Raw genomic sequence first — 23480 nt, 5'->3', positions numbered from 1 at the left:
GCCTGGTCGACGCATTGGCCTCAGGAGAGAACACATGTCAAGCATGAAAGGTGTCGCAGTGCGCAACCATCTTCTTCGCTGGATGTTCCTGGCGCTGCTCCTCGTGCCCATGCAGGCCGCGTTGGCACAGGGGCAACCAAGCACGCTCGACCGCATTCGCACGAGCGGCAAGATGACCATGGGCTTCTACAACGAGGCACATCCATTCACCTACCAGGGCTCCTCGGGCACACCCGACGGTTATGCCATTGCACTGTGCCGTGCCGTGGCCAGCGCCATCCAGACCGAGTTGAATCTTCCCAACCTGTCGACCCAGTTCGTCGCGGTCGATGCGGACGACCGCTTCAACGCCGTCAAGGAGGGCCGCGTCGACCTGCTGTGCGGCCCTTCCGTGCCTACCTTGACCAATCGCAAGACGGTCAGCTTTTCCATTCCCATCCTTGGCAGTGGCACGGGCGTGATGGTGAGAAAGGATGCGCCGGTCGCATTCCGCGAGCTGCTTGAGACGGGCCAGACGGCCAGCCACCCGGTATGGCGCGGCTCGCCCATGCTGGCCGCGCTGCAGCAGCGCACGTTCTCGGTGATCTCGGGGTCGCTGCAGGAGCAGTTGGTGAAGAATCGCCGCGAGGAGCTCAACGTCAACAGCGTGATCTCGCTGGTGCCCGATCTGGCGACCGGGCTCAAGCAGCTCCAGGACGGCAAGTCCGATGCCTTCGTGGCCGAGCGGAATGTGCTGTTGGATCTCGCCAAGCGGGACACCAGTGGTCAGCTCGTCGTGTTGAATCGCGTATTCGATTATGAGCCGCTCGCCCTTGCAATGAGCCGGGACGATGCGGATTTCCGCCTGCTCGTGGACAAGACCCTGAGCGAGCTGTATCGCACGGGGAAGGTCAATGCGATCTATGAGCAGTATCTGGGCAAACCCGGCAAAGCAACGCAGGACTGGTTCCGCAAGGCAGCCGTGCCTGAATAACGGAGTCGGCAAGGAAGCGCGTACTTAAGGGACGAGGCGGGAGCAACACTCCCGCCTCGACGTGCGCAAGGGGCATGAGGTCAGGCGGATTCGTTGCCTGGTGGCGCAACCAGGCAACCAGCAAACGCCAGCCCGGAGCGTGGCAGTCATACCAACCCCTCATGGGGGGAGGACAGCGTGAAGACGGGATTTCGGGGTGTTGGCTTCCTCTGTGTCTTGGCGCTGACAGCGCTGGTTGCCTGCAAGGGCGACAAGACGGCCCCGAGTGGCGCGCAGGCGCTACCCGTTGGCGTTATCACGGTCAGCAAGGCGGACGTACCGGTCGTCTTTGAATTCGTGGGTCAGACGCAAAGCTCGCAGGAGGTGGAAATCCGCGCGCGCGTCAACGGATTCCTGGAGCACCGGGTGTATCGCGAAGGCGCGATGGTGCATGCGGGCGACGTGTTGTTCCGCATGGATGCAAAACCTTTCAAGGCGGCGCTGGACGCCGCGCAAGCCGAGTACCGACAGCAGAAGGCACGCCTGGATACGGCTCAGGCCAACCTCAATCGCGTAAAACCGCTGGCGGCCAAGAACGCGTTGAGCCAGAAGGACCTGGACGACGCCACGGGCCAGCAGCAGGCCGCCGCGGCGGCGGTGGAGCAGGCCAGTGCCGACGTCACGACCGCCCAGCTCAACCTCAGCTACACGACGATCACCTCGCCGGTGGATGGGCTTTCCAGCTTCGCCAAGAAGCAGGACGGCTCGTACATCGATGCCAGCAACAGCCTGCTTACCTACGTGGCGAAACTGGACCCCATGTGGGTCAACTTCAGCCTGTCCGAGAACGAATTCCTGCAGTTCCGTTCGGAAGCCCAGTCGGGCAAGTTGAAGATGCCCAAGGATGGCGGCCTGGAAATCGACATTGTTTTGGCGGATGGAACTCAGTACGCCAAGCACGGCCGCATCTCGTTCTCAGATGCCGCACTCAATACGGAAACGGGAACGTATCTGGTGCGCGCGGAATTCGAGAATCCCGATGATGTCTTGCGCCCGGGTCAGTTCGTGCGGGTCAAGGTGCGCGGCGCCAGTCTTTCCAGCACGCTGTCCGTGCCACAGGATGCGGTGCAGCAGGGCGATCGCGGCGCCTTCGTATGGGTCGTCGGCGAAGAAGACAAGGCCAAGCAGCGCGCGGTGGAAACCGGCGGCTGGAATGGCAATGAGTGGGTCATCAACTCGGGCCTGCACCCCGGTGATCGCGTCATCGTGGAGAACATCGTCAAGCTGGCGCCCGACATGCCGGTCGCGCCCCATCCCTATGCGCCCACGCCTGCGCCCGCCAAGGTGGCAGGCAATGGAGGCGCGCAATGAGCATGTCGCGGTTCTTCATTGACCGTCCCATCTTCGCCTCGGTCATCTCCATCATCATCACCGTGGCGGGCGGGGTGGCGATGCTGAACCTGCCTATTGCCCAGTTTCCGGAAATCGCGCCGCCGCAGATCACGGTGTCGGCGACTTACCCAGGCGCCAGTTCGGACATCATCGCGCAGAACGTCGCCGCGCCCATCGAGCAACAGGTCAATGGCGCCGACAACATGATGTACATGAACTCCACGAGTTCATCGACCGGCAACATGACGCTCACCGTGTACTTCAAGATCGGCACCGATCCCTCGCTGGCCCAGGTGGACGTGCAGAACCGCGTCAACCTGGCGTTGCCGTTCCTGCCCAGCGAGGTGACGGCACAAGGCGTGTCGGTGCAGAAGCGATCGTCGGCCTTCATGATGGTGATCGCCATTTACTCGCCGGACAACTCGCTCGACCCGGCCTACGTGGCCAACTACGCCAATGTGTACGTGCTCGATGCGATCAAGCGCATCCCGGGCGCGAACCAGGCCTCGATCTTCGGCTCGGCTGACTATGCGATGCGTATCTGGCTGAAGCCTGACCGCATGGCCAAGCTCGGCATCACCACTGGCGATGTGCAGCAGGCGGTCGCCAATCAGAACCAGCAGTTCTCCGCTGGACGCATTGGTGCGGCGCCCACGCCCGGGCCCGTGCAGCAGACCTTTCCCATCGCCACCAGGGGCCGGATGACCGAGCCCTCGGAGTTCGAGAACATCATTCTTCGCGGCGGTACCAACGACGCGGCTGCATTGGTGCGCATCAAGGACATCGGCCGCGCCGAGCTGGGTTCCAAGGATTATTCGCTGCGCGGTCGCTACAACGGCAAAACGGCCACCCTGATGGCTGTTTACCAGCAGCCGGGCGCCAACGCGCTGGACGTAGCGAAGCAGGTCAACGCGACGCTTGCCGAGCTCAAGAAGAACTTCCCGCCCGGGCTGGAATACGAGGTGGCGCTGGACACTACCGAATTCGTGCATGAGTCGATCAACGAAGTGGTGCATACGCTGCTCGAGGCGGTCGTGCTCGTCATCCTCGTGGTGTACATCTTCCTGCAGAGCTTCCGCGCCACCCTGGTGCCGCTGCTGGCTGTGCCGGTGTCCATCATCGGTGCCTTCATAGGCATGAATGCGTTCGGCTTCTCCATCAACATGCTCACGCTGTTCGGCATGGTGCTCGCCATCGGCATTGTGGTGGACGATGCGATCGTGGTGATCGAGAACGTCGAACGAAACATGACCGAGTTCGGGCTGGATCCCAAGGAGGCAGCCAGGCGGGCCATGGACGAAGTCAGTGGCCCGGTGATCGCCATCGTGCTGGTGCTGCTCGCCGTGTTCATTCCCGTGGCGTTCCTGTCGGGCATTACCGGCCAGCTATACAAGCAGTTCGCCGTGACGATCGCCATTTCCGTGGTGCTGTCAGGTGTGGTGGCGCTGACGCTGTCTCCCGCGCTCGCCGCGATCATCCTGAAACCGGGCGCCCACAAGAAGAACCGTTTTTTCACCTGGTTCAATACCAAGTTTGATGCGATGACCAACGGCTACGGTCGGGGCGTCCAGCTGTCGATCAAGCGGGTGACGGCATCGCTGCTGTTGATCCTTGGCATGATCGTGATCACGATCGGACTGTTCAGGGCCATACCGACGTCGTTCCTTCCGGTGGAGGACCAGGGCTATTTGTTTGGCGCGGTGATCTTGCCTGATTCCGCGAGCCTCGATCGTACCGGTGAGCTGTCCAAGCGCGCCGAAGAATGGTTCCTCAAGCAGCCGGGCGTAAAGTCGGTCGCGGCGCCCGTCGGCTACAGCCTGATCGACTCCCAGAACAAGACCAACGCCGGCACGTTGTTCATCACGCTGAAGGGCTTCGCCGATCGTGGCGAAGGGCAGACGGCAGCCGACCTGATACGTGAAGGAAGCAAGGCCTTCCGAGGTTATACCGATGGCGTGGTGGTGCCGATCAATCCGCCGTCCATTCCCGGCCTGGGCACCACCGGTGGCTTCGAGTTCTGGCTGCAGAGCACGGGCAACGCCAGTTACCAGCAACTGGAAGGCAAGGTCAGGGAGTTCATCGCCAAGGCGAAACAGAGGCCCGAGCTTCGTAGCGTCAACACCACCATCAACACGCGGTCGCGGCAATTGCTGGTGGAGGTTGACAGGGAGCGCGCCGAAACGCAGGGCGTGGCCGTGCAGGACGTGTACACGGCGATGCAGACCATGTTCGGCTCGCTGTATGTCAGCCAGTTCCCCAAGAGCAGTCGCCTGTTCCAGGTGATCCTGCAGGCTGAGCCCGCCAATCGCATGAAACCCGACGACCTGATGGACCTGTACGTGCGCAACAAGGCCGGTGACATGGTGCCCATCAAATCGATGATCACCACGCGCTACGTACCCGGTGCCGACATCGTCACCCGCTTCAACAATTTCCCTGCCGCCAAGATCACGGGCGACGCCGCCGAGGGTTACAGCTCGGGCCAGGCCCTTGCTGCGATGGAGGAAACGGCGCAGGAGGTGCTTGGATCCGGTTACAGCTATGGCTGGAGCGGACAGGCCTACGAGGAAAAGAGCGCCGGCTCGACGGCGGCGGCGGTATTCGGCTTCGCCATCCTCATGGTGTTCCTGATCCTGGCGGCGCAATACGAGAAATGGTCATTGCCGTTGGGCGTGATCATGGCCGTACCGTTCGCCCTGTTCGGCGCGTTGATCGGCATCCTCCTGCGCGGCATGGAGAACGATGTCTACTTCCAGATCGGTCTCACTGTGCTGATCGCCCTGGCGGCCAAGAACGCGATCCTGATCTTCGAATTCGCGGTGGAGATGCGCGAGAAGGAAGGCATGTCGCCGTACGAAGCCGCGCTGCATGCCGCCAAGCTGCGCCTGCGTCCGATCATCATGACCTCGCTGGCCTTCATCCTTGGCTGTATTCCGCTTGCCATCGCCAGCGGCGCGTCATCGGCGAGTCGACGCTCGCTGGGAACCGGCATCATCTTCGGCATGCTGGGCGCCACGGTAATCGCCGTGTTCTTCATCCCGATGTTCTATTGGGGCCTGGAGGCCATGGCTGACCGAAGGGCGGCGAAGAACAAGAGCAAGCCCGCTGACCCGCACGCAAAGCCCGCGGACGGACTGGCACAACCGGGGCAGGAGGGTTGACCATGCTTACCCTGCGTCGCTCGCTGTTGCCATCAATGCTGTGCGTCGCCCTGGCCGGTTGCCTGATGGGGCCCGACTATCACCGTCCCGACGCGGACGTGCCGGCCGGCTACCGCTTCAACGACCAGAACGCCACCACCAGCTTCAATGCGAACTGGTGGTCCCAGTTCAACGATCCCGTGCTGGATGATCTGGTCAACAAGGCCATCGCACAGAACAAGGATCTGGCCATTGCCATTGCCCGCATCGAGGAATATCGGGGCCGGCTCACCACGACCAGCTCGGCACTGTTTCCGCAGCTTGGCCTGAATGCCGGTGCGGGCCGCGAACGCGTCGCCCAGACGCCGCTGACGCCGTCGTACGAAACCTCGCAGGTGCAGGTGAATGCGGCGATGTCGTGGGAGATCGACCTGTTCGGCAAGCTGCGCCGCCAACGCGAATCGGCCAAGGCGGACTTGCTGGGCACGGAATACGCAAAGCAGGCCACGCTGGTGTCACTGGAGGCCAACGTGGCCTCGGGCTACATCACACTGCGCGACCTGGACCAGCGGCTGACCATTGCGCAGGCGACGGTGTCGACGCGCGAAGATGCGCTGCACCTGTTCCAGGAGCGCTTCCAGGGCGGCGTGGTTTCTCAGGTGCAGGTTTCGCAGGCGGAGTCGGAGTACGCGGTTGCCAAGACCTCCGAAGCAGCGATCGAACAGCAGATCGCGCAACAGGAAGACGCGCTGTCCCTGCTGCTTGGCCAGAACCCCGGACCGATTCCGCGCGGCAAGCCGATCGACCAGATCACGCTGCCGGTGATTCCCGCCGGGCTGCCATCGGATCTGCTCAACCAGCGGCCCGATATTCGCGAGGCCGAACAGGCGCTGGTTTCCGCCAATGCACTGATTGGTGCGGCCAAGGCGCAGTATTTTCCGTCCATCAGTCTTACCGGACTGTTTGGCCAGGCCAGCACCGGACTGGGTTCGCTGTGGAAGGGGCCGGCCAGGACCTGGTCCTACGCTGCCGGTATCGCGCAGCCGATCTTCACCGGCGGAGCGATCTCGGGCTCGGTAAAAGAGGCCGAGGCCCGGCAACAGCAGGCCTTGCTCGCCTACCAGTCGGCGATCCAGAGCGCTTTCGCGGATGTCGACAACGCCCTTATCGGCGAACAGCGCACGAAGGATCAGCTGACCTTCACCGACAACCAGGTCACCTCCCTGCACACGTACGCATCGCTGGCCCGCGATCTCTATGAGGGCGGCTATACCAGTTACCTCGAAGTGCTGGATGCCGAACGAAGCCTGTTCAACGCGCAGCTCACCCAGTCGGGCCTGCAGGCACAGCGCCTGATCGAGGTGATCAACGTCTACAAGGCGCTGGGCTACGGCTGGCCGACGGAAGATTCAGTGGCGGATTCGCAGAAGCACTGAGCTGACGACGACTAGGGTGGTGCCTTTGGTGGATCCTCGCCCGCAACGGAAGCGTTGACCTCCGCATCCGGCGGCGGCTCGTTGATCCATGTCTGCAGCAACGCAAAAGTCACCGCGAGCAGCGTTGGGCCGACGAACAGGCCGACGAGGCCGAATCCCAGCAGGCCGCCGATGACGCCGGCCAGGATGAGCAGGAACGGCAGGTCCGCGCCACGCTTGATGAGGATGGGGCGAATCACGTTGTCGATGGTTCCGCAGAAGATCGTCCAGATGAAAAGGACGAGGGCGGCAATCGTGCGGTTCTTCCAGTACAGCCAGCCGACGCCGATCAGCAGTGGCAGGCCGGGCCCCAACTGGGCGATGCACAGGATCAGCATCACGGCCGCGAGCAGCCCGGCCAGCGGCACGCCGGCAATCACCAGGCCGGTGCCGCCCAGTACCGACTGGATCACCGCGGTCGCGATGATGCCCAGCGCCACGGCGCGAATCGACTTGGCGGCAAGTTCGATGGCGATCTCGCCCCGCTTGCCGCTGATCCGGCACGCAAAGCGGTGCACCGCATCTGCGGCGCTTTCGCCCTGGGCATAGAGGATGCCCGTGATCACCGTGGTCAGGACCAGGTGCAGCATCAGGCCGCCGATCGAGCCGAGCTGGGTGAGCGCCCAGTCGGAGATCTGCGCTGCGTGCGGCTTGATCCGTGCAAGCACGCCGCCGGGACCGGCATCCGTCAACGCCTGCCAGTCGGTTGCGATCTTCTTGCCGACCAGGGGAATGCGCTCCACCCAGTCGGGTGGCGGCGGCAACGCGTAAGACGGCATCTTCGCCACCCAGTCATGGATCGCGTCGGTGTGGTCCACGATGGTGACGACCGCGGCCGCGAGGGGCACCACGATGACCAGCAGCATCACGACGATCATCGCCAGCACGGCGAGTCCGCGTCGACCACCAAGCTTGCGCTGCATGCGGAGGAACAGTGGCCAGGTGGCGACCGTGATCATCGTGGCCCAGATCACTGCCGCCATGAACGGACGCAGCACGTACAGGCTGCCCAGCACGAACAGCCCGATGATGACGATCACCAGCAGGTGTCGCAGCAAGTCCAGTTGCTGGCGTGGAGCTTGGGCCATGACTAGCCTCCGCATTCCGAACGGGCCTCGTGATGGCCACGCGGCCTGCGTGGCACGTCACCGGGTAGACGGGCGAGGCGCTAGGGGTGCTTGCGCTCCATCCACGCCGTGAAAGCATCCGCTACCGTGTAGAACATCCGCTGCTCACCCAGCGCATCGTAAAGACTCGATTTGCGCACCGTGGCGAGCACCCCGGGACTGATGCCGGCCAGCCACAGCTCGGTTCCCGCCAGCCGCTGCTTCTCCTCGGCCTCGATCATTGCCATGAGCGCGGTGTACTCGATGTCGAAAATGGCATTCATGTCCAGGATGACGACCCTGGGCCTGGTCTGGACCAGCATGGGCTGGATCCGCTGTCCGAAGTGCTCCGCATTGCCGAAGAACAGCCGTCCCTCCGGACGAAGGATGAGCAACCCAGGCGTCGCCTCGTCTTCCGGGTGCCGGTCCGACACCGGCCGGAACACCAGTGTGCCGGGCTTGCGGCGCAATACGTGCAGTGCCGGGTTGAGCGACTGGTAGGACAGGGACATCAACGAGATGACGATGGCGACGAGGATGCCCTTGAGCGTGCCCAGCAGCACGACACCGAGCAGGGCGGCCACGGCCCACCAGAACTCCGTGCCCCGGATGGCGTGGATGGCCTTGAAATCGGCCGGCTTGAACAGGCCGATCGAATAAACCACGACGATGGCCGCCAGTGTGGTGTTGGGCATCTTCCCGATGAACGGAGCCAGCAACAGCATGGCGGCAAGCGCCACCAGCGAGGTTACCAGGCCCGCCAGCTGGGACTGCGCGCCGGCCATCCGGTTCACCGCGGTCTGGCTGGTGCCTCCGCCGGACGGCATGCAGCCGAATGGCGCACTGACCACGTTGGCCAGACCCGTCGCCCACAGTTCGCGATTCGGTTGCGGATACGCTTCGCCCGGCTTCACGAAAGCACGGCCCGCAGCGATCGATTCGGTGAAGCTCATCAAGGCGATGCCGGCCGCTGCCGGCCACAGCGACACCGCCATGGAGAATCCGGGCAGCACGATCGACGGCAACCCCGTCGGCACATGCCCGACGACACTGACGCCGTGCACGGCCAGTTGCAGCAAGGGAACCGCGATGATGCCCAGCGTCACCGCAACCAGCGGCGCGGGCACCTTCGGAACGAAGCGTTCCATGCCAACGAGCAGGGCGATGCTGATCAGCCCCACGGCCGCCGTCGCCACCGACGCTTCCGGCAGTGCCATCACGATGGCGCCCACATCGTGCACGAAACCGCTCTTGCTGATGTGCAGGCCGAGCAGCTTGGGAATCTGGTCGACGATGATGACCACCGCTACGCCCGCCTTGAATCCGGTCAGTACGGGAGCGGAAATGAAGTTGGCGACGAAGCCCAGCCGGAGCACGCCGGCCACGATCAGCATGGCTCCCGTGAGCAGGCACAGCATCGCCGTGGCTTTTGCCAGCTCGACCGCGTCACCGGTGGGCACCGCCTGCGCAAGCGCGGTCCCGGTGAGAATCGCCAGGGTGGTACTGGTGCTCACGCTCAGGGGGCGCGAGGTACCAACTAGCGCATAGACCAGCATCGGCACGAAACACGTATACAGGCCGACCTGGATCGGCAGACCGGCTACCGTGGCGTAGGCAAGCGCCTTGGGTAGCACGATGGCCGCCGCGGTGATGCCCGCAATGACATCGCCCTTGAGCCAGGCGCGCTGGTAGCCGCGGAGCCAGGGCATGAACGGGGAAGAGCGTTCCATCAACCGGCCTGCCAGGGATGGCGCGCTGCGTGTCGCACGCATGGATCCCGCTGTTTAATCCGATGTCGCATGCGCGCCTACTCCCCGGGAAGCATCTCGCCACGCCATGCTGCTTAGCCTTCGCGCACGGACTCGGTCATCGGGTGGCGCGCACGTTGGCGCGTCGCCACCGATCCATCTAGAACCGATACTTCACCAGCACCTGGCCACCGCTGAAGCGGAACGTCGCATTGCCCCTGAAACGATTCTGTTCCACGTCGGCATCGATCTTGTTGTACTGGTACTGCGTGATGATGGCCCAGTTTTCCAGGGGGTAGAACTCGACGCCGACGCGGAAGTTGTAGAGCGTGGCGTCGATCTGGTCGATGTTGGCCTTGAACGCTCCTGCATCGGTGACGAAGCGAGCCCATGGCGCCATCTGATAGCGATACGAAAGGCCTATCGAGGGGTCAGGCAGATCGGTGGAGGCCTTGCCTTCGGCCTCGCGGGTGGCCGAAGTGGCGCCACTGGCACCGCTTGCCGACACTGTTCCCTTCAACTTGAGGCTGAAGCTGTACGCCTGCAGTCCGCCGGATATGCCGAAGGCCGAGTTGTCGCCGATCCAGGCCCAGTAGCGATAGGTGAGACCGTAGGCATCGAGGGAGAACTTGGAGTTCAGCGCGGTGCCGAGCACCAGGGTCTGGTTGTTGAAATCCAGTGACCGGTTGAGCGTGCGCGAGTGGTCGGTCGAGTCGTGGTAGTAGTCGAACTCGAATTCATGCCGGTCCCAGGGGCGCCACGTGACGTTGAGGTAGGGCAGGTAGCGCGTACCGCCTTCGCCGAGATCGCGCGAGAAATTCAGCGTCGTTCCCGAATCGCGGACATTGCCATCCGCGCGAAGTCCTCCCGAAAAGCTGTTGGCGAACAAGCCGCCGCTGACCGAGAAGTAATCCAGCATGGGGTGGTCATCCGCCAGCGCGGTGCCTGAAACAAGCACGGTGCAGATGACGAAAACCGGCAGAACGATGCGTGATGAAGACATAGTGCCTCCGACGTTCATACCCACCCCCTGTGCTTTCGCTGCCAAGACAGTGATTCGTGCGCCAGTCCTTTGCCGTGGAGTGTGCTGCGTGCTGAAAGCCGCATCCGTCGCTTCTTGACGTATCCGTCGCGACTCGCAACTCATCACCCTTGCGACAAATATTCTCTGCTTCGGGCATTACTTTTTCCATCGGTTTGCCGTGAAAAACGATTGGAAATTGCAGCCCGCAGGAAGCTGCGTCGAAATCATCAAATGGATGTCCGTAGTTCTACCTAGGTAGTTTGACGGTGTTATGCAAATACAGTTGATTTGTTTGCCATGTAGCCGCAAAAGCCGCTGATTTTGAGCACTCCTACACATTCGGTGATGTATCTACGCACAAGCCGGAAACCTTGTGCGATCTCTCGGTAAACATCGTTGAAGAAGCACCCGCCAGAGTCGCAAGTTCGGGAAGGGGAACCCGGGGATTCATTGAAGTCGATAGCGCGCAAGCTCCTGTCAACCTGATCCGCGGGGTATCGCCATGTACGGAAAGAAATCCGGGCCCATGCCGGGAGCGGCGCGCGCATTCGCGCCGTTATTGCTGTGCGGTCTTGCCGTAGCCAGTACGGGTGTGCAGGCGCAGTCTTCCGAGACCGCCGAGCTCAAGGCGCAACTCGAGCAGGTAAAGGCGCAGATGCAGGCGCAGCAGCAGGTGATGCAGAAAATGCAGTCCCGCCTGGAAGAGCTGGAGGCGAAGGAAAGCGCGCAGGCAGCCGCAAAGCCAGCCGCTTCGCCGGCAGCGCCACTGGTCAGTTCGGCCTCGGCACCGGCGCCATCGACACCGCCACCGTACCGGCCACCTTCGGCCATGGCTGGCGCCAGCGAGCCGCTGCCCGAGGGCTATGTGCGACTGGGCGACACCGGCAACCTGCTCAAGATCGACCTGGTCGCCCAGCTCGACGCGATGGCCGACAGCACCTACATGGGTGCGCCCGACCTGTTCGTTCCTTCGTCCATACCGGTGCGCGGCCAGCCGTTCTATGACAGCGGGCGTCGTTCCGAAATGAGCGCCAGGCAGAGCATCTTCCGCATGGATTATCGTCGCGATACGGACTACGGCACGCTGAAGATCGTCTACAAGAACAATTTCTTCGGCAGCGGCACCGGCGACATGCCATACAACCTGCAGGCGTTCTACGGCGAGCTGGACAACGATCGCTACACCTTGCTTGCCGGCTACAACATCTCGGCGTTCACCGATATCGACGTGTTCCCCAACACGCTGGATTACGAGGGCCCGAACTCCTTCACCTTCAAGTACGGCCCGCAGATCCGCTTCTCTCCGGTGCTCTACCGCAGCGGCGAGAGCGCGCTGACGCTGCCGATGTCGCTGGAGAAGCCGAACGCCGACATCACCGTGCCGACCTATCTACCCATCATTGCGGAATACCAGACCTATTCGCGTCGCCCGGACATCACCCTGGGTCTTCGCTGGCAGGCGCCGGACTGGCATATCCAGTGGGCGAACCTGTTCCGCGACCTGCGGGTAGAGAACGCGAACGCCCAGACGCGCAGCACGTCGGGTTACGCCACCCAGCTCACCGGCACCACCAAGGTGTTCGAGCACGACAGCGTCCAAGGGTGGTTCAGCTACGGCAAGGGCTATGCGAACTTCCTGCAGGACATCTCCGGGCTGGGCCTGGATGCCGCGTTCAATCCCGAGGGCGACCTGCGCGCCATCCGTGCGCGCGGCTATGGCGCCGGCTACACGCACGCATGGCTGGATAACCTGACTTCCAGCGCGTCCTACGGCTACCTGCGCATCAGCCCGCAGTCGAACCTGCTGATCGACTCGACGATGCCCAAGAGCACCAAGTTCGCGTCGGTCAATCTCGCCTGGCAGTTCAGCGAGCGCGCGATGTTCGGTGTGGAATACCTGTGGGGCCAGAACATCGACCTCACCGATGCACGCGGCCAGGGCCAGCGCATCCAGACCACCCTGCGATATGACCTCAATCCCTGACGCCTGAGCGCCGACCGTGCCGGCCGGACGGGTCGGCGTTTATCACCAGAGGACTCTCCCATGTCGATGAACCGCCCGTGGATCCTGTATGTCACCAGCGACTTGCCGGATGAGGGCTCAGTACTTCGCCTTGCGCTGACCCGGCTCGGCCAGGCCGTGCGGGATCACGGCATCGAGGTGATCCAGGCCCTGAGCTGCGAAGATGGCCTCGCCATCGCGCGCGGCAAGCCGTCCTACTCCGCGGTGGCGATCGACTGGAACCTGGGCGAAACCTCGGCCATGGCGGAGAGTCCCGTGATGACCATCGTCCGTGCCGTGCGCGAGAAATCGTTGCGCGTGCCGATCTTTCTCATCACCCGCAGCATCGAGACGCCCGATGTTCCGCTGAGCCTGATTCGAGAAGTTCGCGAGTACGTGAATGTCGGTAGCGAGACCCCCGAGTTCTTTGCGAGACGCCTGAAGTTCGCGATCGACGATTACCACAGCGGCCTGCTGCCGCCGTACTTCAAGGCGCTGAAGAAGCTTACGGAAGAGGGTGCCTACCAGTGGGACGCGCCGGGGCACATGGGCGGTGCCGCCTATCTCAAGCATCCTGCCGGTGCCGAGTTCCACGAGTTCTTCGGCGAAAACATCATGCGTGCGGACATCGGCATCTCGAACGCCGAGCTGGGCTCATGGCTGGACGTCGAAGGGCCGCCGGCCGATTCGCAGCGCATGGCGGCGCGCGTGTTTGGCGCGGACTGGACGTTTTATGTGTTGGCCGGCTCCTCGGCCTCGAACCGCATCGTGGCCCAGGCGGCGATCGGCCGTGACGAGATGGTCGTGGCCGATCGCAATTGCCACAAGTCGCTCAATCACGCGATGACGCTGTGCGGAGCCCGCCCGGTGTACTTCCAGCCCAGTCGCAATGGCTACGGCATGATCGGTCTCATTCCGCCCAAGCGCTTTTCCAAGACGCACATCCAGGGCCTGGTGGCTGACTCGCCGCTGACGGCGGGCGCGAAATCCACGGAGCCGGTGTACGCGGTCGTCACCAACCCGACCTACGATGGCCTGCTCTACAACGTCGACAAGGTCACTGAGCTGTTGTCGGCCAGCGTCGACCGAGTTCATTTTGACGAGGCGTGGTACGCCTACGGCAAGTTCCATCCCATCTATGAGCACCGCTTCGCGATGGGCGTGCCGCGCGACATGAAAGACCGGCCCACCGTGGTCGCGGTGCAGTCCACGCACAAGATGCTTCCGGCCTTTTCGATGGCTTCCTATATCCACGTGAGCAACAGCAAGCGTGGCGAGATCGCGTGGTCGCCGATCAAGGAAGCCTTCATGATGCACGGCACGACCTCGCCGTATTACCCGCTGATCGCCTCGCTGGATATCGCCACGGCCATGATGGACGAGCCGTCCGGTCCGGCACTGTTGCGCGAGACGGTCAGCATGGCCGTAGCCTTCCGTCGCGCCGTCGCGCTGGCAGGGCAGCGCTTCAAGGACGAAGGCGAGTGGTTCTTCACGCTGTTCCAGCCGACCAAGGTCACCATCAAGGGCAAGCAGGTCGCGTTCCAGGAGGCGCCGCTGGAAGTGCTGGTGGAGTCGCCGGATTGCTGGACGCTGCGCACCGGCGAGTCGTGGCACGGCCTGCCGGATGACGTGGTGCGCGACGACTTCTGCATGCTGGACCCGACCAAGGTGACGATCCTTTGTCCGGGCACGGACGCCAAGGGCAAGCTCGCCAAGCATGGCATTCCCGGCGCCATCCTCGCCAAATTCCTGGACGCGCGGCGTCAGGCCATCGCACGCACGGGTGACTACACCATCCTCGTGCTGTTCTCGGTGGGAACGACACAGGGCAAGTGGGGCACGCTGCTCGAAACCCTGATGTCGTTCAAGCGGCTGTTCGACAGGAAGGCCGCACTGGAAGAAGCGCTTCCCGATCTGGTGCAGTCCTATCCCGAGCGCTATCGCGGCATGACCCTGCCTGATCTCTGCAACGAGATGCACGACGTGATGAGCGAGCTCAAGTTGCAGGCGATGGCAAACGAGGCCGGCGAGATCCTGTCCGAGCAGGTGCTGACGCCGGCGGAGGCCTATCAGCACCTCATCCATGGCAACACCGAAGAAGTGCGCATCGGTGATATGGCCGGCCGCATAGCCGCGCTGATGATCGTCCCATACCCGCCCGGCATTCCCGTGCTTATGCCGGGCGAACGGGTCGATCCCAAGGGCGGCACCATCGTCAACTTCCTCAAGGCGGTCGAAGCCTATGGCAGGAAGTTCCCGGGATTCGGTCGCGAGGTGCAGAACGTACACGCTGACTCGAATGGCGACATGTGGGTGCGGGTCATCAAGGAGAAGGACGCACCTGCCAAGCAAGGGAAGTCGGCCAAGAAGAAGCACTGATCTGGCAGCGAACCCTGAGGGACAGACATGGCTGAGCCAGGGAAGATCGGGGTAGTGGCGGCGACGCTCATGGTGGCTGGAAACATCATGGGCTCGGGCATCTTCATGCTTCCCGCCAACCTCGCGGCCACGGGAGGCATCGCCATCTTCGGCTGGCTGGTCACCATCCTGGGCGCCGTATCGCTGGCGATGACGTACTCCAAGCTCACCGGCGTCGTGGACAACAGCGCCGGGGGCTCTTACGCGTTCGCCCGCAAGAGCTTCGGCGACTTCTCGGGCTACGAAGTGAACGTGCTGTACTGGCTTGGCTCGTGGATCGGCAACGTCGCCATGGTCGTGGTGGGCGTGGGCTATCTCGCGTTCTTCTTCCCGGTGCTCAAGAACCCACTGATGGCCGCGTTCGCGGGCATCGCGGTGATGTGGCTGTTCACCTTCATCAACATCCTCGGCCCGATGCTGACCACGCGGGTGCAATCCGTCGCCATCGTGCTGGCGATGGTGCCGATCATCGGCGTCGCGATCTTCGGCTGGCTCAAGTTCAGTGGCGGCACCTACATGGCGGCGTGGAACGTCAGTGGACAGAGCGCCATCGGGGCCGTGCAGGGTACGCTCAACGTCACGCTGTGGTCGTTCATTGGCGTGGAGACCGCGTCCGTCGCCGCTGCCGTGGTGGAGAATCCCAAGCGCAATATCCCCATCGCGACCGTTGGCGGCGTGTTGATCGCTGCGGTGCTCTACGTGGCTTCGTGCACGGCCATCATGGGCATGATCCCGAACGGCGAGCTGGTGAAGTCCGACTCGCCTTTTGCCGACGCCATCGGTCTCGTGCTCGGCCGCTGGGGAGCCGGACTCGTGGCGTTCTGCGCGGCGGCAGGCTGCCTGGGCTCGTTGGGGGGCTGGACCCTGGTGGTGGGACAGACCGCCAAGGCGGCGGCGGACGACGGCCTGTTTCCTCCCCTGTTCGCCGAGACCAACGCGGCCGGTACGCCGGCCAAGGGTCTGATCATCGTGGCGGTAGCCATGAGCATCATCATGCTGCTGACCATCTCGCCCAGCGCGAGCAAGCAGTTCGGCGTGATTTCCTCGGTGTCGGTCATCTTCACCCTGGTCGCCTACCTCTATACCGCCGGCGCGCTGTTCGTGCTTGCCCGGGGCAAATGGGGTCCGCATGGCGCGGTCTACATCACCTTCGGCGTGATCACGGTGATCTATTCGGCCTGGGCCATTCTCGGCTCGGACTCCAAACAGGTGGTGTGGGCCTTCATCCTGACCCTGCTCACCACGCTGCTGTATGCACGCAATCTCGGCAGGCGCGCCGCGCGGCCCTCGAAGCAGCCTGCAAGCCTCGACGGCTCCAAGGCGCAAGGGCAGGGCGTCCTGCCATGACTCGAATGTATTGATACGTGGCCACCCCAGAACGGCGCCACTCACCCGCTGTCAACCAGGAGAACCGTCATGCTCGAACGTCGAAACCTGCGCCAGAAATTCCGCGTACTGATGGTTCACTCCCATATCGGCACCGAGAGCGCCGGCGGGCGCGCCTGCCGCACGCTTGCCAACGAATTCGGCGACAGGAACATCGAGACGGTCACGGCGGCCAATGTGGATGACGGCCGCTCCCTGATCATGGCCGACACGGCGCTGCATGCGATGCTCATCGACTGGTCGCTGCCCGCCTCGGACGGTCACACCGGTGAGAACAGCGCCGCCATCGACCTCATCAACACGGTCCGTTCGCGCAACGAGAACGTGCCGATCTTCCTGATGACGGAGCCGGGCAAGGCCCGCACGCTCAACGTGGAGATCGTGCAGGCGATCAACGAACTGGTGTGGATTTCCCAGGATTCGGCCACCTTCGTGGCTGGCCGCGTGCAGGCCGCGATGAAGATCTATCTGGCCGCCTTGCTCGGACCGCTCACCACCGCCCTGGCCAACTTCAACCAGGTCCATGAGTACTCCTGGCATACGCCGGGGCACACCGGCGGCACGGCCTTCCTCAAGCATCCGACCGGACGGGCCTTCTACGACTTCTACGGCGAGCATGTGTTCCGCACCGATCTTTCGATCAGCGTCGGCGAGATCGGCTCGCTGCTGGACCACACGGGACCGATCGGCGAGAGCGAGAAGTACATCTCCCGCATCTTCGGATCCCATCGCAGCTATACGGTCACCAATGGCTCGTCGACGTCGAATCGCATCATCTTCATGGCCTGCGTGGGGCGTGACCAGGTGGTGATGTGCGACCGCAATTGCCACAAGTCCATCGAGCACGGGCTCACCATGACGGGTGGCGTGCCGCATTACCTGGTGCCATCACGCAATCGCTATGGACTGATCGGGCCGATCTATCCGGACAAGTTCGTGGAGTCCAGCGTGCGCAAGGCGGTGGCCAACCACAGCCTGTCGAAGGGCCTCGCCGACCAGCAGCCCGTGTTCGTCGTCGTCACCAATTCCACCTATGACGGTCTTTGCTACAACACCAAGCGTGTGCTGGAAGAGGTCGGCGGGTGGGTGGATCGCGTGCATTTCGACGAAGCCTGGTACGGCTACGCACGCTTCAATCCGCTGTACTCCGGGAGGCTGGCCATGCACGGCCCGTCCACCGAGCACGATCCCAACGGACCGACGGTGTTCACCACGCACTCCACGCACAAGCTGCTGGCCGCGTTCTCGCAGGCGTCGTACATCCACGTGCGCGATGGACGGAGCGCGATCCCGCATGCGCGCTTCAACGAGTCGTTCATGATGCACGGCTCCACCTCGCCGTTCTATCCGATCATCGCCTCCAATGAAGTCGCCGCCTCGATGATGGACGGCGTGGGCGGCGTGTCGCTCACCCGCGAGAGCATCGACGAGGCCATCAATTTCCGTCAGGTAGTAGGGCGGCTGCATCGCGATTTCGCCAGCAAGGGATCGTGGTTCTTCCGCACCTGGAATCCGGACGAAGTGACCGACGAGGGCGGCAAGCGGATTGCGTTTGCGGATGCGTCACCCGAGTGGCTAGCCACCGACTCCAACGCCTGGGTGCTGCATCCGGGCGAAACCTGGCACGGCTTCGGTGATCTCGAAGACGGCTACTGCATGCTCGATCCGATCAAGGTGTCCGTACTGACCCCCGGCGTCCAGGACGATGAGTCGTTTGCCGAACAGGGCTTCCCAGCCACGCTGCTGACGGCCTACCTGGACGCGCGCGGCATCGAGGTGGAGAAGACCAGCGACTTCGCAGTGCTGTTCCTGTTCTCCATCGGCATCACCAAGGCGAAGTGGAGCACGCTGGTCACGGCCATGCTCGACTTCAAGCGCGACTACGACGAGAACAAGCCGCTGGAGCGGGTGATGCCCAATCTCGTCGCCAGCCACCCTGCACGTTACGCCGGCCTCGGCTTCCGCGACCTGGGTGACCAGATGTTCGCCGAACTCAAGAAAACCGGACAGACGCGCCACCTGCAAAGCGCCTACTCGAACCTGCCCGAAATTCGCCTGTCGCCGGCGGATGCGTATCAGGAACTCATCCGCGGCAAGGTCGAACGCGTGGCGCTTGCCGACCTGGCGAATCGCACGTTGGCGACCAGTGTGGTGCCGTACCCACCGGGCATTCCGATGCTGATGCCGGGCGAAGCGGCCGGCCCTGCGGACGGTCCGTATATCGGCTATCTGAAGGCCCTGCAGAGCTGGGACGACACCTTCCCGGGATTCGGCCACGACACCCACGGCGTCGAGGCGGAAGACGGGGAGTACTACGTGCAGTGCCTGAAGTCCTGAGGAGCGGTCGCCATGGTGACGGGGGGTGGCAAGAAGATGGGCCTGGTTGGCGCCTCCTCGCTGGTGGTCGCCAACATGGTCGGTACAGGCTTGTTCCTGTTGCCTTCCAGCCTCGCGAGTATCGGCAGTATCTCCATCTACGGCTGGGTGGTGGCTGCGATAGGCGCGAGTGCGCTGGGCCTGGTCTTTGCCCACATGGGCATGATCGACCCCAAGCCAGGCGGGCCGTACGCCTATGCGCGCGACTATGTGGGTCGCTTCCCGGCGTTCCAGACCAATCTGCTGTACTGGTTTGCCAACGTGATCGGCAATGTGGCGATCGCCGTGTCCGTGACCGGTTATCTTGCGATCTTCATTCCCGCACTGAAGCATCCCTGGACGGCCAACGTCTGCACCGCTGCGATCATCTGGCTGTTCATCTGGATCAATACGCGTGACGCAAAACTGGTAGGCGGCTTCACCACGATCAGCACTATTGCCGGCATCATTCCCATCGCGTTCGTGGGCCTGCTTGGCTGGTTTTGGTTCAAGCCGGACGTGTTCATGGGCAGCTGGAATCCCGACAATGCGCCAGTGGTGTCCGCCACGGCCCGCAGCGCCTCCATTGCGCTGTGGGCCTTCCTTGGCGTCGAAAGTGCAGCGGTATCGGCGGGTGTCATCGAGAATCCGAAACGCAACGTGCCTCTGGCGACCATCATTGGATTGCTGGTCTCCACGGTGATCTACATCTCCTGCTGCACCGTGCTGATGGGCATCATTCCGGGCAAGGAGCTGCGCATCTCGGGGGCGCCATTCGCCGATGCGGCGCGCATGATGCTTGGTCCGTGGGCCGCCATCGGCATTTCGCTGGCGGCGATCCTCAAGGCTTCCGGCTCGCTGGTCGGCTGGATCCTCATTGTGGCCCAGTCGGCCCAGGCGGCAGCCGACGATGGCATGTTCCCCATGCGCTTCGCACGCACCAATCGGCATGGCATGCCCGTGCAGGGCCTGGTGATTACGGGCCTCATGATGATGGTGATGCTGCTTGCCTCGACCTCCCCGGACGTGGCCACGCAGTTTGCCCATATCACCGACGCAACCGTGATCCTGATGTCGGTTCCTTACATCTACTCCGTCCTTGCGATGTGGCGACTCAATCAGACGCTGGACCTGTCCACGGCAAAGACACAGTTTTTCGTGGTCACCGGTGTCGTGGCCTGCGCCTACTGCCTCAGCGTCGTACTTGGCCAGTCCGCCGAGCTCGACCAGAAGGCGCTGCTGGTGCTGCTGATCTCGACACCACTGTTCGCCTTCATCAAAAAGCGATAGCTATCGGACTGCACCATCCGCGCATTGACGGTTTCTTACCCGCCAGGGTGACACGCTCGTGGCTTCTTCGGCTGCCGGGGCAGGCATCATGAGCCAACGATTCGATGCCGTGGTGGTGGGAACAGGGCAGGCAGGGCCTTCGCTGGCCGAGCGACTCGGCCAGTCGGGCCGCAAGGTGGCCGTGATCGAGCGCAAGCTGGTGGGCGGCACCTGCGTGAACACCGGCTGCATCCCGACCAAGTCGATGGTGGCCAGTGCGTACGCCGCCCAGCTGGGTCGTCGGGCGCTGGATTATGGCGTCCGCTATGGCGGCGATATCCAGGTGGACATGGAGCTGGTGTGGAAGCGCACCCGCGGCATTTCCGATCGTTCGCGCAGCAGCGTGGAAAGCTGGCTGGATGGCATGCCCAACATCACCCTGTTGCGTGGTCACGCGGCATTCGAATCGGCGCACACCTTGCGCGTCGGCGACACCCTGATCGAGGCCGGCGAGATCTTCCTCAACACAGGCGGTCGCGCGGCAACGCCGGACTTTCCCGGTATCGACACCGTTCCGTATCTCACCAACGTGGGCATCATGGATCTGCGTGAACTGCCGCGTCATCTGGTCATCGTGGGCGGCAGCTACATAGGACTGGAGTTCGGCCAGATGTTTCGCCGTTTCGGCGCCGAGGTCACCATCGTCGAGCGCAGCGAGCGGTTGCTGCCGCGCGAAGACCCGGAAGTATCCGAGGCCATCGTGGATATCCTCCAGCGCGAAGGCATCACCCTTCATCTGGGCGCTGAATGCATCGAACTGCACGGCCAGTCGGGCGACGTCAGCATCGTGGCCCGATGTGCGGACCCGCGCATGGAAGTGCAGGGCACGCACCTGCTGCTGGCCGTCGGGCGGCGGCCGAACACGGACATGCTCGGACTGGACAAGGCCGGCATCGCCGTCGACAAGCGCGGCTACATCGTCGTGGACGACCAGTGTCGAACGAATGTCGAAGGCATCTGGGCCATGGGCGATTGCAACGGCAAGGGGGCCTTTACCCACACGTCTTTCAACGACTACGAGATCGTCGCCGCCAATCTGCTCGACAAGGAGCCGAGGCGCATCTCCGATCGAATCGCAGCCTATGCCCTGTTCATCGACCCGCCGCTCGCGCGCGTCGGGTTGACGGAACAGGAGGCGCTGCACAAAGGCCACGACGTGCGCGTGGGAGTGCGCCCGATGACCCGTGTAGGCAGGGCCATCGAAAAGGGCGAAACGCTCGGCTTCATGAAGGTGATCGTGGACGGAGGCACCAACCAGTTGCTCGGGGCTGCCATCCTTGGCGTCAATGGTGACGAGGCCATCCACTGCCTGCTCGACACCATGTATGCCAACGCGCCGTACCAGACGGTGACCCATGCGGTCCATATCCATCCCACGGTCGCCGAATTGCTGCCGACGACGCTGCAGAGCCTGAAACCCGCGACGACTGCCTGACGCCACCCTCGGGCATCCGTGCGCCCGGGTGTGCGACCATGCAACGTCTTATGTTTCTGCACACCGGCGTGCAGTCGCCAGGAATCGAGCCATGGCCACCATTCGTACGGGAAACAAGTGCGCGCTTCTGGTCCTCGACATGCAGGAGGGGATCCTTGCCAACGCCTGGCGAAGGGAGTCCGTCATCGCCCATGTCGCGCAGCTGGTGGTGCAGGCCCGGGAGTCGGGCGCGCCGGTAGTCTGGATACAGCACCACGATGAGGAGTTGGCGCGGGACTCCGACGCATGGCAGTGGGTGCGCGAGCTGCAGCCGTCGCCTGAAGAGCGCACGTTCCACAAGAGCGCCAATTCCGCCTTCGAGCAGACCGACCTCGACGCGGAACTCGGTCGGCTCGACATCAGCCACATCGTGCTTGCCGGCGCCATGAGCAACTGGTGCATCCGGGCCACGGCCCATGGAGCGCTGGACCGCGGCTATGACCTGACGCTGGTGAAGGATGCCCATACGACCGAAGACCTGAAGCTGGCCGAGGATCGCGTCTTGGCGGCCCGTGACATCGTGGATGAACTGAATACCGCAATCCATTGGCTGGCTTATCCCGGCCGCAGCAATACGAGCAAGGCAACGTCCGCGATCGACTTCGGCAAGCTTGCTCTTCCACAGGCATCGTAGATTTACCTGCAGGCAGCATGGCCAACGGGGCAGGGAAGTGCATGGGCGTTGGCGCAGGTAGTCCTCAACCATGGAGAGAACGATGAGCGGAGTGTCGGGACGGATCCTCACGGGACTGGCAATCATGGCGCTGGCGTGCGCCGCCGCATCACAGGACGTATCGAGGCCCGCTTCCGCTATAGGAGCGGCGCCGGCCATCCATATCGAGGATGTCTATCTTTTCTACAAGGTCTACGATGCCGCCAACGGGCATCCGGGCGCGGAACCACTTCAGCGCGACTACCTGGATCAAGGCTCGGACGGCCTGCGTCGCTTCGCCGAGCAACGGCACACCACAGCGACCTCGCTCGCCAACGCCATCGCCGCACATCCGGCGATCTATACGGACGCCAAGCGCTGCATGGCCGCGTTGCCTCAAGTGCGCCGACGGCTGGACGTTGCCCTGGACAAGCTGAGTCAGCTCTATCCTGAAGCCGTATCCGCACCGGTGACCGTTGCGGTTGGCCGGGGCAAACCCGTAGGCATCACGGACGCGACCGGCGTCATGATCGGCCTGGAGGCGCTTTGCGCGATCAGCTATCTCGATGCCAACGTCGAAGATCGATTCGTGCATGTACTGGCGCATGAATATGCCCACGTGCAGCAGGCTCACCGCTCGCCGGCTGTCTACGACGATCCGAACCCCACGGTGCTCGAACAATCGTTGATCGAGGGTGCCGCCGAATTCGTGGGCGAACAGATCTCGGGAAGCGTGGCGTACGTCGACCTCGCGGCAATGACCAAGGGGCGCGAGAAGGACATCGAAACGGATTTCGTCGCCGACGAAGACAAGACCGCCCTGTCCAAGTGGCTCTACAACGGCACCCTGACCAAGCCCGGCGACCTTGGCTACTGGGTGGGTTATCGCATCTCCAAATCCTATTACCAGCACGCCAGCGACAAGCGCCAGGCGCTGCGCGACATCCTGGAAATGCATGATCCCAAGGCGTTCCTGGCCAAGAGCGGCTGGTATCCGGGCATCGAGCTCAAGAAGTAGAGGCCGGGT

The 23480-nt window shown here is 63.1% G+C and carries 15 protein-coding genes; 12 read left to right on the top strand and 3 right to left on the bottom strand.

Translation table 11 applies throughout. The annotated features are described in order from the left end of the window. Positions 1-34: 34 nt before the first annotated feature. The 4 genes from EPB08_RS05195 to EPB08_RS05180 all read left to right on the top strand — a co-directional run bounded on the left by EPB08_RS05195 (position 35) and on the right by EPB08_RS05180 (position 6920). A complete protein-coding gene (locus tag EPB08_RS05195; protein WP_130618025.1) occupies positions 35-973 on the top strand; it encodes an amino acid ABC transporter substrate-binding protein in 939 nt (312 codons plus the stop codon). Between the two features lie 177 nt (positions 974-1150). Continuing rightward, entirely contained in the window at positions 1151-2323 is a 1173-nt protein-coding gene (locus EPB08_RS05190; RefSeq protein WP_130618024.1) for an efflux RND transporter periplasmic adaptor subunit, read from the top strand. Further along, positions 2320-5505 (top strand): efflux RND transporter permease subunit, encoded by a 3186-nt coding sequence (locus EPB08_RS05185; protein WP_130618023.1) that lies wholly within the window; start codon positions 2320-2322, stop codon positions 5503-5505. The genes EPB08_RS05190 and EPB08_RS05185 overlap by 4 nt, the downstream gene beginning before the upstream one ends. Before the next feature lie 2 nt (positions 5506-5507). Next, positions 5508-6920, top strand: coding sequence for an efflux transporter outer membrane subunit (locus tag EPB08_RS05180; RefSeq protein ID WP_130618022.1), 1413 nt, complete (start codon positions 5508-5510; stop codon positions 6918-6920). Between the two features lie 11 nt (positions 6921-6931). On the opposite strand, the gene ydiK is transcribed toward EPB08_RS05180, so the two are convergent. From ydiK to EPB08_RS05165, 3 genes are all read right to left on the bottom strand, one after another. After that, on the bottom strand, positions 6932-8047 hold the full coding sequence (gene ydiK, locus EPB08_RS05175; protein ID WP_130618021.1) for an AI-2E family transporter YdiK: 1116 nt from the start codon (positions 8045-8047) through the stop codon (positions 6932-6934). Positions 8048-8127: 80 nt separating this feature from the next. After that, positions 8128-9795 (bottom strand): SulP family inorganic anion transporter, encoded by a 1668-nt coding sequence (locus EPB08_RS05170; protein WP_205746286.1) that lies wholly within the window; start codon positions 9793-9795, stop codon positions 8128-8130. Positions 9796-9973: 178 nt separating this feature from the next. Then, the gene (locus EPB08_RS05165) at positions 9974-10816 is read right to left on the bottom strand and encodes a hypothetical protein (RefSeq protein WP_130618020.1); all 843 of its coding nucleotides are present in this window, start codon (positions 10814-10816) and stop codon (positions 9974-9976) included. 523 nt (positions 10817-11339) lie between these two features. Between EPB08_RS05165 and EPB08_RS05160 the strand changes: the two genes are divergently transcribed. From EPB08_RS05160 to EPB08_RS05125, 8 genes are all read left to right on the top strand, one after another. After that, positions 11340-12821: a DcaP family trimeric outer membrane transporter gene (locus EPB08_RS05160; protein WP_130618019.1), complete on the top strand. Its 1482-nt coding sequence runs from the start codon at positions 11340-11342 to the stop codon at positions 12819-12821. Between the two features lie 60 nt (positions 12822-12881). After that, complete coding sequence (locus EPB08_RS05155) at positions 12882-15218, top strand: Orn/Lys/Arg family decarboxylase (RefSeq protein WP_130618018.1); 2337 nt, start codon at positions 12882-12884, stop codon at positions 15216-15218. A gap of 27 nt (positions 15219-15245) precedes the next feature. After that, positions 15246-16604, top strand: coding sequence for an arginine/agmatine antiporter (gene adiC, locus EPB08_RS05150; RefSeq protein ID WP_130618017.1), 1359 nt, complete (start codon positions 15246-15248; stop codon positions 16602-16604). A 69-nt stretch (positions 16605-16673) separates the two neighbouring features. Continuing rightward, positions 16674-18980: an Orn/Lys/Arg family decarboxylase gene (locus EPB08_RS05145; RefSeq protein WP_130618016.1), complete on the top strand. Its 2307-nt coding sequence runs from the start codon at positions 16674-16676 to the stop codon at positions 18978-18980. 12 nt (positions 18981-18992) lie between these two features. After that, on the top strand, positions 18993-20288 hold the full coding sequence (locus EPB08_RS05140; protein WP_130618015.1) for an amino acid permease: 1296 nt from the start codon (positions 18993-18995) through the stop codon (positions 20286-20288). A gap of 88 nt (positions 20289-20376) precedes the next feature. Continuing rightward, positions 20377-21762, top strand: coding sequence for an FAD-containing oxidoreductase (locus tag EPB08_RS05135; protein ID WP_130618014.1), 1386 nt, complete (start codon positions 20377-20379; stop codon positions 21760-21762). 91 nt (positions 21763-21853) lie between these two features. After that, a complete protein-coding gene (locus EPB08_RS05130; RefSeq protein WP_130618013.1) occupies positions 21854-22435 on the top strand; it encodes an isochorismatase family protein in 582 nt (193 codons plus the stop codon). 82 nt (positions 22436-22517) lie between these two features. Further along, positions 22518-23471, top strand: a complete 954-nt coding sequence (locus EPB08_RS05125) for a DUF2268 domain-containing putative Zn-dependent protease (protein ID WP_130618012.1) — start codon at positions 22518-22520, stop codon at positions 23469-23471. Positions 23472-23480: the final 9 nt, after the last annotated feature.

It is taken from the genome of Dyella amyloliquefaciens (assembly GCF_004296575.1).
Lineage (GTDB): Bacteria > Pseudomonadota > Gammaproteobacteria > Xanthomonadales > Rhodanobacteraceae > Dyella > Dyella amyloliquefaciens.
The sequence above is the reverse complement of the archived record's forward strand: the minus strand, read 5'-3'. Positions and strand labels throughout refer to the sequence as shown.

Excerpts from the sequence above, each read along its gene's own strand:
- EPB08_RS05195 (WP_130618025.1), top strand. The coding sequence starts at position 35 with ATGTCAAGCATGAAAGGTGTCGCAGTGCGCAACCATCTTCTTCGCTGG.
- EPB08_RS05185 (WP_130618023.1), top strand. The coding sequence starts at position 2,320 with ATGAGCATGTCGCGGTTCTTCATTGACCGTCCCATCTTCGCCTCGGTC.
- EPB08_RS05180 (WP_130618022.1), top strand. The coding sequence starts at position 5,508 with ATGCTTACCCTGCGTCGCTCGCTGTTGCCATCAATGCTGTGCGTCGCC.
- ydiK (WP_130618021.1), bottom strand. The coding sequence starts at position 8,047 with ATGGCCCAAGCTCCACGCCAGCAACTGGACTTGCTGCGACACCTGCTG.
- EPB08_RS05170 (WP_205746286.1), bottom strand. The coding sequence starts at position 9,795 with ATGGAACGCTCTTCCCCGTTCATGCCCTGGCTCCGCGGCTACCAGCGC.
- EPB08_RS05165 (WP_130618020.1), bottom strand. The coding sequence starts at position 10,816 with ATGTCTTCATCACGCATCGTTCTGCCGGTTTTCGTCATCTGCACCGTG.
- EPB08_RS05160 (WP_130618019.1), top strand. The coding sequence starts at position 11,340 with ATGTACGGAAAGAAATCCGGGCCCATGCCGGGAGCGGCGCGCGCATTC.
- EPB08_RS05155 (WP_130618018.1), top strand. The coding sequence starts at position 12,882 with ATGTCGATGAACCGCCCGTGGATCCTGTATGTCACCAGCGACTTGCCG.
- adiC (WP_130618017.1), top strand. The coding sequence starts at position 15,246 with ATGGCTGAGCCAGGGAAGATCGGGGTAGTGGCGGCGACGCTCATGGTG.
- EPB08_RS05145 (WP_130618016.1), top strand. The coding sequence starts at position 16,674 with ATGCTCGAACGTCGAAACCTGCGCCAGAAATTCCGCGTACTGATGGTT.
- EPB08_RS05140 (WP_130618015.1), top strand. The coding sequence starts at position 18,993 with ATGGTGACGGGGGGTGGCAAGAAGATGGGCCTGGTTGGCGCCTCCTCG.
- EPB08_RS05135 (WP_130618014.1), top strand. The coding sequence starts at position 20,377 with ATGAGCCAACGATTCGATGCCGTGGTGGTGGGAACAGGGCAGGCAGGG.
- EPB08_RS05130 (WP_130618013.1), top strand. The coding sequence starts at position 21,854 with ATGGCCACCATTCGTACGGGAAACAAGTGCGCGCTTCTGGTCCTCGAC.
- EPB08_RS05125 (WP_130618012.1), top strand. The coding sequence starts at position 22,518 with ATGAGCGGAGTGTCGGGACGGATCCTCACGGGACTGGCAATCATGGCG.